We start from the raw sequence: 13284 nt of genomic DNA on the forward strand, positions 1-13284 counted from the left end.
GTCTGTCGTCACGGTCCATGTGCCGTGGATAGGAGTCAACGCGCGCCGCTTGAGGGTCTGCTGCAAGTCGCCAACTGGTTTCCGCAAGACGATTCGCATCCGCGCGTCGGGGCTGAAGCCCCTCCCACATGGGAAACACCACGCCCGGGGAATTGCTGTTGTGATTCCCCAAGCCCGAATCCCAAATCACGGTTCACCGCGTCGCGGCTGAAGCCGCTCCTACATGGGAAAAACCGCAGGCGGGGAACCGCTTTTGCGATTCCCGAATCCCGATTCCCCAATCCCGGCCCTCACACGGGAACGATCAAGCGCGGGGAACCGCTTTCACGATTCCCGAATCCCCATTCCCCAATCCCGGCTTCTCAGCGCAACGCCTTGATCGTCAGGTCCAGCGCGTCCTGGCCGTTCTCGCGCTGCAGGATGCGCACCGGCACCGGCATGTCCGGCACGATCCAGGCGATGATTTCCTTGGAGCCGTCGGTGCGGCTGACCTTGGTCGCCTGCTCGGTCTTGCCGTTGACGGTGACCGCTTCCTTGCCGGCGACGCGGTAGGTCATCGGCTTGGCGCGGCCCTCGTCGACCATGCGGTAGCTCGGGGTCTTGCCGGCGTTGACGTCGCGCGCGATCGCCAGGTTGATCAGCAGCGCGTCCATGTCGCCCGGCTGCAGCTTCACCGGGCCGCGGCGGTCGGCCTTGAGATCGCCGCCCCAGGTCGCCTGGCCGGTGCTCCAGTCGTAGTTGGCGGTCACCGCCTTCTTCTTGATCAGGAACACCGAGCGGTCGTCGCTGCTGAGCGGACGCAGCTGTCCGCCCTTTTCCTCGAACACGGTGCTCTGGCTGAGGTCGGCGACCTGGTTCTTGATCGCCAGGCTGTAGCGCCAGCGGTCGGCGCCTTGCTTGGCCAGGGTCATCACGCCGTTGGCCTGCATGCCCATGTAGCTGGCCTGGTAGTCCGCGGTGAACGGCTCCAGGGCCAGGGCGGGCAGGCTCGCCGTGGCCAGCAGGGCGGCGGCGAGGGCGGTCAGCGGGCGGGCGATGCGGGTCATGGTCAGGCTCCTTGGTATTCGGTCAGGCGCAGGTCGATGCGGTCTTCGCCATCTTCGCGCTGCAGGATGCGCACCGGCGTCGGCACGCCGTTGGCGATCCACAGGATGGTCTCATTGCGGCCGCCATTGGTGCGCGACACCCGCAATGCGTCGTAGCTGATGTCGCCGACCTGCACGGTCTCGGTCTGGTCGGCGGCGCGGTAGACATGTTCGCGCACCCGGCCGACGTCGACGAAGCGGTAGGTCATGGTCTTGCCGGGCTGTGCGTCGCGCATCAGCGAGAGGTTGAGCAGCAGCGCGCTCTGGTCGCCGGGCTGCAGCGGGATCGGCGCCTGCCGGTCCTTCTTCAGGTCGCCGTCCCAGCGCGCCACGCCCTGTTTCCAGTCGTACACGCCGGTGACCTTCTTGCCGAAGAACACCGCCTTCTTGACCGTGCTCTGGCTTTGCGGGACGTAGCGGCCTTCCTGCACGGTGAACACCGTGCTCTGCTCGATGTTGAGGCCGAGGATGCTGGCGAAGCCGCTGCGGCCATGCACGCCCAGGTCGACCCGCCACTGGTCGCCGCCGGTATGCACCACGTCCATGCGCGCGTCGCCGGCCGGCTTGCCCTTGTACAGGGCATCGTAGGTGGCGACGAAGGGCTGCAGCGGCGGCGGCGTCCAGGCCTCGGCGGGCAGCGCCGGCGCCGCTGCGGCAGCAGGTGCTGGTGCGCCGGTGGCGGGCGTGGTCGGGGCGGGGGCGGTCTGCGGCGCCGGCTGCGCGGCGGGCGCCGGCGTGACCTGCGCAGCGACGATGGGCGCCAGCAGGCCGAGGCCGGACGCGACGAGGAAGGCGAACGGACGCGGAGCGAGCTTCATGGGATCGGCTGGCGTGAGCGGGAGGGAAGAGGGGGAGGGGCCGCGGAAGGTGCGGCAGCGCATTCAGGGAAGCAGCACGTCGTCGCAATCTAGGCGCAGCGGATTAAACCGGCACTGACCGTCCAGCCAGACCTTGCCGTCCCGTTCAGCCAGGCGGCCCGCCGCGGCCAGCCGCAGCACCGCGCACAGCAGCCGGTGTTCGCGCGGCAGCAGGCGCTGCGCCAGGTCGTCGGGACCGTCGCCGGGCTGCACCGGCACCCGCACCTGCGCGATCACCGCGCCGGCGTCCAGTTCCGGCACCACGAAATGCACGCTGGCGCCGTGCTCGGCGTCGCCGGCCGCCAAGGCCTGGGCATGGGTGTGCAGGCCGCGGTACTTGGGCAGCAGCGAGGGGTGGATGTTGAGCAGGCGCCCGCCGAAGCGCTGCACGAAGCCGGCGCCGAGAATGCGCATGTAGCCGGCGCAGACCACCCAGTCCGGCCGTGCCGCGGCGACCACGTCGCCCAGCGCCTGCTCGAAGGCGACGCGATCGGGGAAGTCCTTGGGCCGCGCCGACCAGCGCCGGTCCGGCGCCACCATCGCCAGCGCCGGCGCCTCCGGACGATCGCCGAACACGCCGACCACCTCGGCATCGAGGGTGCCGGCGGCGATCGCGGCGAGGATGGCCTGCAGGTTGGAGCCGCGCCCGGAGGCGAGGACAGCGAGGCGGAGCGTCATCGGGCGGGAGTCCGGAACAGGGCGCCCACGGCCGGGCGTTGCAATGTCAGCAGGGTGGCGATGCCCAGTGCGGTGCCCAGCGGGAAGCCCAGGCAGGTGATCACGGCGCCGGCGTAGCACAGCCCCAACTGGCGGCGGTGGCGCAAGGCGCGCGCAACCAGCACCTTGAGCAGCAGCGCGAGCAGACCGAAGCCGAGCAGGATCGACAGCATCACGATCGCTATGACGCCGCTCTGCGCCTGGTCCGGGCTCTGGCCGACGGCGTTGAGCTGCGCCTCCTCGTGCACGCCGTAGGCCAGCAAAGCGCCCACCAGCAGCACCACGACGACCTGCAGCCCCGCCATGACGGCATACAGCGTCGCCAGGGTGTTCAGGTCGGAGGTGGCACGCACCACATCGGCGGCATGGCCGCCGGGGGCGGGGAGGGGCGGTGGCAGCGACATCGTCGGTCTCAGCGCGGGGTGGAGGGAAGCGGGCGCGGGGTGCGCCGCCACGGCCAGGCGCTGGCGCAGCCCAGCGTGGCCAGCAGCATGTCCATGTGCGCATCCCAGGGATCGCCCTGCTGGCCGTTGTAGGACTCGGCCTGCTCTGGCGACAGCAGCAGCGCGATCAGCCATTCCAGCCATTCGTAGACCAGGCTGACGCACATGATCGCCATCGTCGCCAAAACGACGGCCTGCCGCGCCGACAGCGCCGGCCAGCGCTGGCGCACGTGGTCGCGTAGCGCCGGCGCGAAGCACACCCCGAACAGCAGGTGGATCAGCCGGTCGGTGTGATTGCGCTGCCAGCCGAACGCCGCGCTCGGCGACCAACCGCCGGTCAGCGCGCGCAGCCACTGGTCGTAGGGCACATTGGAATACAGCCAGTGCGCGGCGATGTTGTGCACGCTGATGAAGAGGCAGATGGCGGCGAAATGGCCGGTGCGCAGCGGCCATCGCCGGTCGTGCCAGACCAGCCAGACCAGGCCCAGCACTGCCAGGGAGCTGTGCATGGCCTGTTCCGCCGGCCACAGCGGCCGTAGCCAACTGGCGGCGAACACCGCCAGCGCCAGCGTCAGCCAGGCGCGCTTGGCCGCCGCCATGCGACTCAGCCGATGTGCACGCGTTCGCCGGCGTCCGCGGCGGCCACCACCGCGCCGATCTGCCAGTGCGCCAGGCTCAGGGTGTCCAGGCTGCGCTCCAGCGCGGCCACCTGCTCTGGCGCGGCGACCAGCACGAAGCCGATGCCGCAATTGAAGGTGCGCCACATCTCGCTGTCGGCCACCGCGCCTTCGCGCTGCAGCCACTCGAACACCGGCGGCATGGTCCAGGCACTGGCGCGGATGTCCAGGCCCAGGCCGTCCGGGATGACCCGGATGATGTTCTCGGTCAGGCCGCCGCCGGTGATGTGCGCCATGGCGTGGATGGCTTCGTCCTGTTCGCGCAGCAGCGACAGGATCGGCTTGACGTACAGCGCGGTCGGCGCCATCAGCGCGTCGGCCAGGGCCACGCCGCCGACCTGCAGGTCGGCCGGGCGCCCGGCGCGGTCGTAGATGCGGCGGATCAGCGAGTAGCCGTTGGAATGCGGGCCGGAGGAGGCGATGCCGATCAGCACGTCGCCCTGGCGCACCCGGGCGCCGTCGAGCAGCTGCGACTTCTCCACCGCGCCGACGGTGAAGCCGGCCAGGTCGTACTCGCCCGGCGGGTACATGTCGGGCATTTCCGCGGTCTCGCCGCCGATCAGCGCGCAGCCGGCCAGTTCGCAGCCGCGGGCGATGCCGCCGACCACCGCCACGGTGGTCTCCACGTCGAGCTTGCCGGTGGCGAAGTAGTCCAGGAAGAACAGCGGCTCGGCGCCCTGCACCAGCACGTCGTTGACGCACATGCCCACCAGGTCGATGCCGATGGTGTCGTGGCGGCCGAGCTGCTGCGCCAGCTTCAGCTTGGTGCCGACGCCGTCGGTGCCGGACACCAGGACCGGCTCGCGGTACTTGCCGGACAGGTCGAACAGCGCGCCGAAGCCGCCCAGCCCGCCCATCACTTCGGGGCGGAAACTGCGCTTGACCAGGGGCTTGATGCGTTCGACGACGGCGTTGCCGGCATCGATGTCGACGCCGGCGTCGCGGTAGGTCAACGGGGCGGCGGCGGGGGGCTGGGAAGTGGTCACGGGCGGCGGGGTCGGCGGAAAGGCGGCGATTTTAACAGGCCGCATTGGCGCTAGGCCCGCATTCGGGCAACAATTCGCCCCGGATACGCCGAGTACTGGACCCTTCATGCGCCGCAGCCTTGCCTTCCTCCTGTCTTTCGCGCTGTGCCTGCCCGCCGCGACCGCCCTGGCCCAGGCCGAGCTGCGCACCGAGGGCGACGTGGCCGGCGCCACCGGCCCCTACGATGCCGAGGTGCCAGTCAACAGCCAGAGCGAGGCCGACCGCAACGGTGCCCTGTCCCGCGCGCTCGGCGTGGTGCTGGGCAAGATCTCCGGCGACAAGGGGGTGATGTCGCGGCCCGGGGTGACCCAGGCGCTGCGCAACGCCAAGAACCTGGTCGACACCTTCGACTACCGCCAGGACCAGGGCACCTCGCCGAGCGGTGCGCCCACCTTCCGCACCATCCTGGTGGCGCGCTTCCGCCCGCAGGACGTGGACGGCCTGGCCGCGGCGCTGGGGCTGCCGGTGTGGCCGCAGCCGCGGCCCAAGCCGGTGGTGTGGCTGGCCATCGACGACGGCAGCGGCCCGCGCCTGGTCGGCGTGCAGCAGTCCAACGCCGCGCGCAGCCTGCTCGATCGTGCGATCGAGCGTGGCTTCCGCCTCGGCCTGCCGACCGGCAACGCCGCCGAGCAGGCCCTGGCCGGCGCGATCTGGCGCCAGGACACCGCGGCGGTGGCCAGCGCCTCGTCGCGCTACAGCCCGCCGATGCAACTGATCGGCAAGCTGTACCGCGGCAAGGCCGGCGGCTGGACCGCGGACTGGACCTTCGTCGATAGCGGCAAGGTGCTGTCGACCTGGTCGTCCAGCGACGCCGACGCGCGCCGCGCCATGGCCAGCGGTGCCGACGGCGCCGCCGACGCCCTGGTCAAGCGTTATGCCAAGGCGGTCAGCGCCGGCCCGGCCGGGATCTACCGGGTGGTGATCACCGGCATCCGCAGCGCCGACGATTACCTGCGCGCCTCCGCCGCGCTGCAGAACGCCTCGGTGGTGCGGCGCATCGTGCCGGTCCGCGCCGACGGCGATCGCCTGGAACTGGATCTGGATCTGCTCAGCGGCGTGTCCGGTCTGAACCGCATGCTCGGCCCGGACGGCGCGCTGCAGCCGGTGGTCGCGCCGGTCGACGGTCCGGTGATCCTCAACAGCGAGCCGACGGAGTACCGCCTGAAATGACGTTGTCGCCCGAAGCCGAGATCGCGCTGTTCCTGCGCCGCTTGAAATGGACGGCGGTGATCGTCGGCGTGCTGTGGGTGGTGTGGCTGCTGGCGCCGATCCTGACCCCGTTCGTGCTGGCGCTGCTGCTCGGCTGGCTCGGCGACCCGCTGGTGGACCGCCTGGAGCGCGCCGGGCGCTCGCGCAACATGGCGGTGACCCTGGTGTTCGTGCTGATGGTGTTGCTGCTGGTGCTGGCGCTGGTGATCCTGGTGCCGATGCTGGAGCGGCAGATCGTCACCTTCATCGACGTGCTGCCGCAGGCGCGCGACTGGTTCATCGGCACCGCGATCCCGTGGGCCGAGCGGAAGACCGGGCTGGAGCTGATGGGCTGGCTGGATCCGGAGCGGCTGATCGACTGGATCCGCGGGCACTGGCAGCAGGCCGGCGGCGTCGCCGCGACCTTCTTCGGCTACCTGTCGCGCTCGGGCTTCGCGATGGTGACCTGGGTGGTCAACCTAGTGCTGCTGCCGATCCTGACCTTCTACTTCCTGCGCGACTGGGACCTGCTGGTCGCGCGCGTGGCCGCCACCATCCCGCGCAATCACGTCGGCACCATCACCCGCCTGGCGCAGCAGTCCAACGAGGTGCTGGGCGCGTTCATTCGCGGCCAGTTCCTGGTGATGCTGGCGCTGGGCGTGATCTACGCCGGCGGACTGACCCTGGTCGGGCTCAAGCTCGGCCTGTTGATCGGTATCGTCGCCGGCCTGATCAGCTTCATCCCGTACCTGGGCGCGACCACCGGCATCCTGCTGGCGGTGTTGGCCGCGCTGGTGCAGGCCAAGGGCTTCGACCTGCAGTTGCTGATCCTGGTCGGCGTGGTGTTCACCGTCGGCCAGTTGCTGGAAAGCTACGTGCTGACCCCGCGCATCGTCGGCGACAAGATCGGCCTGCATCCGGTGGCGGTGATCTTCGCGGTGATGGCCGGCGGCCAGCTGTTCGGCTTCCTCGGCATGCTGCTGGCGCTGCCGGTGGCGGCGGTGGCCAACGTGCTGCTGCACTACCTGCACGAGCAGTACCGGCAGAGCGACCTGTACGCGGGCGAGAAGTCGGCGATCCTGCTGGATACGGTCACCGAGCGCACCACCATCATCGAACTGCCGCCGCGCAGCCCCGACCAGCCGTGAGCGTGCCGCAACTGCCGTTGGCCCTGCGCTATCCGCCGGAGCAACGCCTGGACCGCTATCTGGCCGCGCCGGACGGACTGCTGGCGCAGCTGCAGGCGGTCGCCGACGGCGCCGCCGACGACTGGGTGTACCTGTCCGGCCCCGCCGGCACCGGCAAGACCCATCTGGCCCTGGCGCTGTGCGCGGCCACCGAGCAGGCCGGGCGCAGCGCCGCCTACCTGCCGCTGCAGGCCGCCGCCGGCCGTCTGCGCGATGCGTTGGAAGCATTGGAGGGCCGCGATCTGGTCGCCCTCGACGGCCTGGAAGCGATCGCCGGGCAGCGCGAGGACGAGGTGGCGCTGTTCGATTTCCACAACCGTGCGCGCAGCGCCGGGGTGACCCTGCTGTACACCGCGCAGGCCATGCCCGACGGCCTGGCGCTCAGCCTGCCGGACCTGCGCTCGCGGCTGTCGCAGTGCACCCGCATCGCCCTGGCGCCACTGGACGACGCCGGCCGCGCCGCGGTGCTGCGCGAGCGCGCCCAGCGCCGCGGCCTGGTGCTGGAGGATGCGGCGATCGATTGGCTGCTGACCCACGCCGGCCGCGACCTGGCCGGCCTGATCGGCCTGCTGGAGCGCCTGGACCGCGAATCGCTGGCGGCGCAGCGGCGGGTGACGGTGCCGTTTTTGCGGAGGCTGGGAATCGGGAATGGGGAATCGGGAATGGGTAAAAGCTGAAGCGCGAGGACTGAAGCAGTACGTAGAAGCCAGAAGAACAAAAAGTAGCTTGCAATCGATGCACTGGTTGCCGCTGCAGACAAAGATGGTTGCGGGGGCAGGATTTGAACCTACGACATATGATGGGCGACGACGTATGCCGTGGTTGAGGCTGCCGAAGCTCGCGGGAAATCAGCTTTTCCCGATTCCCGATTCCCGTTTCCCCATTCCCAGCCCCTCATCCAACTCCGCCAGCCGCTGCGGCGTCCCCACGTCGGTCCAGCGGCCAGGGTGGTGCAGGCCGTGCAGCTGGCCTCGTTCGGCCTGCGCACGCAGCAGCGGCACCACCGAGAAGCGGGGCGGCACGCCCGGCGCGGTCGGCGCCGGGGCGGCGATGGTCTGCCAGTCGCGCAGCAGGGCGGGGCGGTACATGCCGATGCCGGCGTAGGTGAGCAGCGGGTCGCCGGCGTTGTGCACGTGCCCGTCCTCCTGCAGGGCGAAATCGCCGTGCGCCGCATAGGCCGGCGGATCCACCAGCACCAGTTGCGCCAGGCCCGGCGGTTCGGGCGCCAGTCGGGCGAAATCGAAGTCGGTCCAGATGTCGCCGTTGACCAGCAGGAACGGCGCCTCGCCGAGCAGCGGCAGCGCGTGCAGCATGCCGCCGCCGGTTTCCAGCGGGGTGGCGCCTTCGTAGGAATAGGCGATGCGCAGCCCGAACGCGCTGCCGTCGCCGAGCGTCTGCGGGAACTGTTCGGCCAGCCACGAGGTGTTGATCACCACCTCGCGCACCCCCAGCGCGGCGAGCTTGCGCAGGTGCCAGACGATCAGCGGCGTGCCACCCACCGCCAGCAGCGGCTTGGGCGTGTGCGCGGTCAACGGACGCATGCGCTCGCCGAGGCCGGCGGCGAAGATCAGCGCCTTCATGCGCCGGCCGCCGCGCGCTGCGCCAGGGCCGGCTTGATCCGCGTCTGCAGCAGTTGCGCCAGCGGCTGCAGGCTGGGGTGCCGCGGCAATGCCTCGTCGAGGTAGGCGATGAAGCGCGGCACGTTGTCCAGGTACCAGGCCTTGCCGTCGCGGTAGTTCAGCCGCGCGAAGATGCCCAGGTTCTTCAGGTGGCGCTGCACGCCCATCCACTCGGCGTCGCGCAGGAATTGCGCCAGCGGCGGCACCGGAATCCCGGCCTGCAGCGCACGCGCGTGATAGCTGGCGAGCCAGGCGTCGACCTGCGCCAAAGGCCAGCTGACCGTGGTGTCCTTGAACAGGCTGACCGGGTCGTAGGCCACCGGTCCGGTCACGCAGTCCTGGAAATCCAGCACGGCGGGACCGTCGGCCGCCGGCATCAGGTTGCGCGGCATGAAGTCGCGATGCACCAGCACCTGCGGCTGGGTCAGCGCGTTGTCCATGAGCTGGCGCTGCACGCCGTGCAGGGCCGCGCGTTCGTCGGCATCCAGGGTGATGCCCAGGTGGCGTTGCAGGAACCACTCCTCGAACAGTCCCGCGTCGCGTTGCAGCAGCGCCTCGCCGAACACGCCCATGCCTGGCGGCGGCGCGATCGCCTGCAGCCGCAGCAACTGGCCGAGCGCGGCGTCGAAGTGCGCGTCCGCCGTGCTCGTGTCCAGGCATTGCGCCAGGGTCGGTTGGCCCAGGTCTTCCAGCAGCAGGAAGCCGGCCTCCGCGTCCTGCGCCAGGATCGTCGGCACCCGCACGCCGCCGCCGTGCAGCAGCGCGTGCATGCGCAGCCACGGCCGCACGTCTTCCAGGTCCGGCGGCGAATCCATCACGATGCGACTGACGCCCTGGCCATGGCTGCGCCAGTAGCTGCGCTGGCCGGCGTCCACCGAGGCGCGCTGCAGCGTCGCCTGTGCGTCGTCCAGGGCCGTGCGCGCCCAGGCCAGGCGTTGCGCGGCGCGTGCCGCAAGGACATCGGGAACCATCGGGCTGGCGCTCATCGGCAGGCTGCGGCGGAAATGAGCCGCACAGCGTAAACGGGCGCCGCCGCCGTGGCGAGCGGCGCGCCGTGCCTCAGCGCTTGCTGGAGAACAGCCGCAACAGCGCGAGCAGGGCGATGGCGCCGAGCAGCGCACCGAGGAAGCCCGCCGGCTCGCCACGGCTGTACCAGCCCATGTAGTGGCCGAACCAGCCGGCCAGCAGCGCGCCGGCGATGCCCAGCAACACGGTGAACAGACAGCCGGAGCGTCCGCTGCTGGGGCCGAGGAAACGCGCCAGCAGGCCGACCACGAAGCCCACCAGGATGATGTAGAGCCAGCTGTCGCTGCCGAACAGAGTGTGCATGGAGAGCGTTCCGGACGCGGAAGGGAATCAGCGTCGGATCGTGCCAGATCGACTGTGATGGCGTCGATGCTTGCGTACGCCGCGCAGTCGGCACGCCCATGGAAGGCGGCCGCCCGCGCTGCGCGGATGACACCATCGGAAAGGCGCCGCGTCGGAGCCGACGCCTCTCCCACCGCAAATAGGGGACGGATCAGTCACTCAGGAAACCGGCGTCGCCAATCCCGAATCCCGACTCCCCAGTCCCCCCCCTCAGCAGCACCCATGCCCGCCATGCTGCTCGCCGCCGGCCACCGCCGCGCTGCCGGTGGTCTCGCCGCGCAGGCTGGCGGCATGGTGGGCGGCGATCACCCGCGACACGCAGGCAGTCACCCGCTTGCCCATCGGGATGTGCAGGAACTCGTTGGGGCCGTGCGCGTTGGAATGCGGGCCGAGCACGCCGGTGATCATGAACTGCGCGCCGGGGAACTTCTCGCCGAGCATGCCCATGAACGGGATCGAGCCGCCTTCGCCCATGTACATCGCCGGCTTGCCGAACGCCGCCTGCGAGGCCGCTTCGATCGCATCGGTCAGCCACGGCGACTGCGCCGGGGCATTCCAGCCGGAGGAGGACTTCTCCAGCGCCAGCGACACCTCGGCGCCGTACGGCGGATCGCGCAGCAACACGTCCTTGAGCAGTTCGCCGGCGTGCTTGCCGTCCAGCGTCGGCGGCAGGCGCAGCGACAGCTTCACCGCGGTCTCGGGGCGCAGCACATTGCCGGCCGAGGCCAGCGGCGGCAGGCCGTCGGCGCCGGTCACCGACAGCGCCGGGCGCCAGGTGCGGTTGAGCACCAGCTCGGACAGGTCCTCGTGCATCGGCCGCATGCCGGGCAGGAACGGGAACTTGCTGTAGACCTCGTCGCCCAGCACCTCGGCGACCTTGCGCGCCTGCGCCAGCCGCTCCTCGGGGATGTCGGCGTACAGGCCGTCGACCTTGATCTTGCCGGTGGCCTCGTCCTCCAGTCGCGACAGCAGGTCGCGCAGCACGCGGAAGCTCGACGGCACCACGCCGGAGGCGTCGCCCGAATGCACGCCTTCGCTGAGCACCTTGACGCTGAAGTTGCCGCCGGCCAGGCCGCGCAGCGAGGTCGTGCACCACAGCTGCTCGTAGTTGCCGCAGCCCGAATCCAGGCACACCACCAGCGACGGCTTGCCGATCCGCGCCGCCAGATGGTCGACGTAGGCGGGCAGGTCGTAGCTGCCCGATTCCTCGCAGGCCTCGATCAGCACCACGCAGCGCGCGTGCGGGATGCCCTGGTCCTGCAGCGCCTGGATCGCCGCCAGCGAACCGAACAGGGCATAGCCGTCGTCGGCGCCGCCGCGGCCGTACAGGCGGTCGCCCTTGAGCACCGGCGTCCACGGGCCCAGGTCGGCGTCCCAGCCGGTCATTTCCGGCTGCTTGTCCAGGTGCCCGTACAGCAGCACGGTGTCCTCGCCGGTCGCGTCGCTGCTGGCCGGCACCTCGAGGTAGATCAACGGGGTGCGGCCTTCCAGTTGCACCACCTCCACCTGCAGGCCGGGGATCGCCTGCGCGCGCGCCCAGCGCTCCATCAGCGCCACCGCATCGGCCATGTAGCCATGCGCGACCCAATCGGCGTCGAACATCGGCGATTTGTTGGGGATGCGGATGTAATCGACCAGTTGCGGGACGATGTCGTCATCCCACTTTTCGCTCAGGAAACGGTCGATCTTGGCACTGTCCATGAAAAGCTCCGAAGTGATTGCACACGTGTGCAGCCATTCTACGCCCCGGTGCCCGTGTAGGGTTTTTCCTACACGGCGACGCGCCGTTTACCTGCTGTTTGTGACGCGTTCCGACGATAGGCTGTACCCATGTGGCGAGCGATGCTGACAACGCCGGCAGGAAAGGCCGGCGATGTCCCCATCCAAGTCACAAGGAGCGTTGCCATGCAGTCTTTTATCGTGGTCCTGAAGTCGCTGGTCGTTGCCCTGATGCTGTCCGGTTCCGCGCTCGCCGCGGACAAGGTCAACATCAACTCCGCTGGAGCGGAGGAAATCGACCAGGTGTTGGTGAACGTGGGGGCCTCCAAGGCCCAGGCGATCGTCGACTACCGGCAGGCGCACGGACCTTTCAAGAGCGCCGAGGAACTGGCACTGGTGAAAGGCATCGGACTCAAGACGGTCGAGCGGAACCGCGACCGGATCGATGTGGGCGCCACGAAGGCACCCGCACCGACAGCCGCCAAGCAGGCAGCTGCCAAGCCGGTGGAAAGGCGTTAAAGGGATTTGCAACGAAAGGATAGGGCCGGCGCTGGACGCGCGGCCGCAGCCTCACTGAGCAGGATGCGAAGGGGGAAGGCAGGAAGCCGACAGGGAGGTACATCGTCGCCCGGCGTTGCACAGTGACGTGCAGCCGGGCGATGTTTTTTTGGGCGCCATGGCGCCTCCTGCGTCGCATATTCGGGCTGGCCAAGGACCGGCCGCTTGCCTTGATCGTGCAGAATGCGCGCATGGACTGGTGCACGCTGCCCGCGCGGGTGATCCCCGCCAATGAGTATCGCCGCGAACGCTGGCGCAACGGCCTGGGCTGGACCCGGGAGATCCTGCGACTGCCGGCCGCCGGCGATGACTGGGTGCTGCGCCTGTCCATCGCCGAGATCGAGCAGGATGCCGCCTTCTCAGCTTTCCCCGGGATCGACCGCGAACTGGTCCTGCTGCGTGGCAACGGCGTGCGCCTGCGTTTCGACGACGGCGAGGAACAGGTGCTGCAGGATCCTTGCGCGCGTCTGCGCTTCGCCGGCGAGCGGCCGTTGCGTGGCGAGTTGCTGGACGGGCCGACCCACGATTTCAACCTCATGTGGCGACGCGACCGGCTACGCACGCAACTGCTGCACCGGCCGCTGGTCGGGCCGATGCTGTTCTTCGCCGAACCCGCTGTCGCCTGGGCCGTTCATCTTCTGGCAGGGCAAGCGCAGTTCGATGCGGCCAGCGGACTGCCGCCATTGGCGGCCGGCGACAGCGCCTGGTTGGCCGCCGATGCCAGGCGCCGCTTTGCTTTGAGCGGGGGCGGGGAGGTGTTGGCGATGCGCATCGAGGCCCTGCCGACGCCCGCGGACTGAGCCCGCTCCACCACGCGCGCGGCTCTTGCAGCGTCGACGC

At 70.0% G+C, this 13284-nt stretch carries 15 protein-coding genes; 5 read left to right on the forward strand and 10 right to left on the reverse strand.

Annotation, left to right across the window (positions count from 1 at the left end; all coding sequences use genetic code 11):
- Positions 1–362: 362 nt before the first annotated feature.
- The 6 genes from SLW55_RS17410 to purM form a co-directional block, all read right to left on the reverse strand.
- On the reverse strand, positions 363–1046 hold the full coding sequence (locus SLW55_RS17410; protein ID WP_017910671.1) for a DUF3108 domain-containing protein: 684 nt from the start codon (positions 1044–1046) through the stop codon (positions 363–365).
- Between the two features lie 2 nt (positions 1047–1048).
- Positions 1049–1903, reverse strand: a complete 855-nt coding sequence (locus SLW55_RS17415; protein WP_320745484.1) for a DUF3108 domain-containing protein — start codon at positions 1901–1903, stop codon at positions 1049–1051.
- Between the two features lie 63 nt (positions 1904–1966).
- Entirely contained in the window at positions 1967–2620 is a 654-nt protein-coding gene (purN, locus tag SLW55_RS17420; protein WP_320745485.1) for a phosphoribosylglycinamide formyltransferase, read from the reverse strand.
- On the reverse strand, positions 2617–3063 hold the full coding sequence (locus SLW55_RS17425; RefSeq protein ID WP_017913806.1) for a hypothetical protein: 447 nt from the start codon (positions 3061–3063) through the stop codon (positions 2617–2619). Before SLW55_RS17425 ends, purN begins: the two co-directional genes overlap by 4 nt.
- A gap of 8 nt (positions 3064–3071) precedes the next feature.
- Positions 3072–3701, reverse strand: coding sequence for a DUF2238 domain-containing protein (locus tag SLW55_RS17430; RefSeq protein ID WP_295963576.1), 630 nt, complete (start codon positions 3699–3701; stop codon positions 3072–3074).
- Positions 3702–3706: 5 nt separating this feature from the next.
- Complete coding sequence (gene purM / locus SLW55_RS17435) at positions 3707–4765, reverse strand: phosphoribosylformylglycinamidine cyclo-ligase (RefSeq protein ID WP_320745486.1); 1059 nt, start codon at positions 4763–4765, stop codon at positions 3707–3709.
- A 106-nt stretch (positions 4766–4871) separates the two neighbouring features.
- Between purM and SLW55_RS17440 the strand changes: the two genes are divergently transcribed.
- From SLW55_RS17440 to hda, 3 genes are read left to right on the forward strand one after another with little or no spacing between them, the layout of a single operon-like run.
- Entirely contained in the window at positions 4872–5975 is a 1104-nt protein-coding gene (locus SLW55_RS17440; protein WP_017913803.1) for a DUF2066 domain-containing protein, read from the forward strand.
- The gene (locus SLW55_RS17445; protein ID WP_017915780.1) at positions 5972–7141 is read left to right on the forward strand and encodes an AI-2E family transporter; all 1170 of its coding nucleotides are present in this window, start codon (positions 5972–5974) and stop codon (positions 7139–7141) included. The genes SLW55_RS17440 and SLW55_RS17445 overlap by 4 nt, the downstream gene beginning before the upstream one ends.
- Entirely contained in the window at positions 7138–7857 is a 720-nt protein-coding gene (gene hda / locus SLW55_RS17450; RefSeq protein ID WP_320745487.1) for a DnaA regulatory inactivator Hda, read from the forward strand. The genes SLW55_RS17445 and hda overlap by 4 nt, the downstream gene beginning before the upstream one ends.
- 171 nt (positions 7858–8028) lie before the next feature.
- Here the strand turns inward: hda and murU are convergent, their stop codons facing one another.
- From murU to SLW55_RS17470, 4 genes are all read right to left on the reverse strand, one after another.
- Positions 8029–8760 (reverse strand): N-acetylmuramate alpha-1-phosphate uridylyltransferase MurU, encoded by a 732-nt coding sequence (murU, locus tag SLW55_RS17455; RefSeq protein ID WP_267118258.1) that lies wholly within the window; start codon positions 8758–8760, stop codon positions 8029–8031.
- Positions 8757–9785: a phosphotransferase gene (locus SLW55_RS17460; RefSeq protein ID WP_267084409.1), complete on the reverse strand. Its 1029-nt coding sequence runs from the start codon at positions 9783–9785 to the stop codon at positions 8757–8759. The genes murU and SLW55_RS17460 overlap by 4 nt, the downstream gene beginning before the upstream one ends.
- Before the next feature lie 73 nt (positions 9786–9858).
- Positions 9859–10128, reverse strand: a complete 270-nt coding sequence (locus tag SLW55_RS17465) for a GlsB/YeaQ/YmgE family stress response membrane protein (protein ID WP_010344083.1) — start codon at positions 10126–10128, stop codon at positions 9859–9861.
- Between the two features lie 249 nt (positions 10129–10377).
- Complete coding sequence (locus SLW55_RS17470) at positions 10378–11868, reverse strand: M20 family metallopeptidase (RefSeq protein WP_017909202.1); 1491 nt, start codon at positions 11866–11868, stop codon at positions 10378–10380.
- A gap of 204 nt (positions 11869–12072) precedes the next feature.
- Between SLW55_RS17470 and SLW55_RS17475 the strand changes: the two genes are divergently transcribed.
- Complete coding sequence (locus SLW55_RS17475; RefSeq protein ID WP_017909203.1) at positions 12073–12405, forward strand: ComEA family DNA-binding protein; 333 nt, start codon at positions 12073–12075, stop codon at positions 12403–12405.
- A gap of 230 nt (positions 12406–12635) precedes the next feature.
- Positions 12636–13244: a HutD family protein gene (locus tag SLW55_RS17480; RefSeq protein WP_148829380.1), complete on the forward strand. Its 609-nt coding sequence runs from the start codon at positions 12636–12638 to the stop codon at positions 13242–13244.
- Positions 13245–13284: the final 40 nt, after the last annotated feature.

Source organism: Xanthomonas sp. LF06-19, assembly GCF_034105425.1.
Classification (GTDB): domain Bacteria; phylum Pseudomonadota; class Gammaproteobacteria; order Xanthomonadales; family Xanthomonadaceae; genus Xanthomonas_A; species Xanthomonas_A sontii.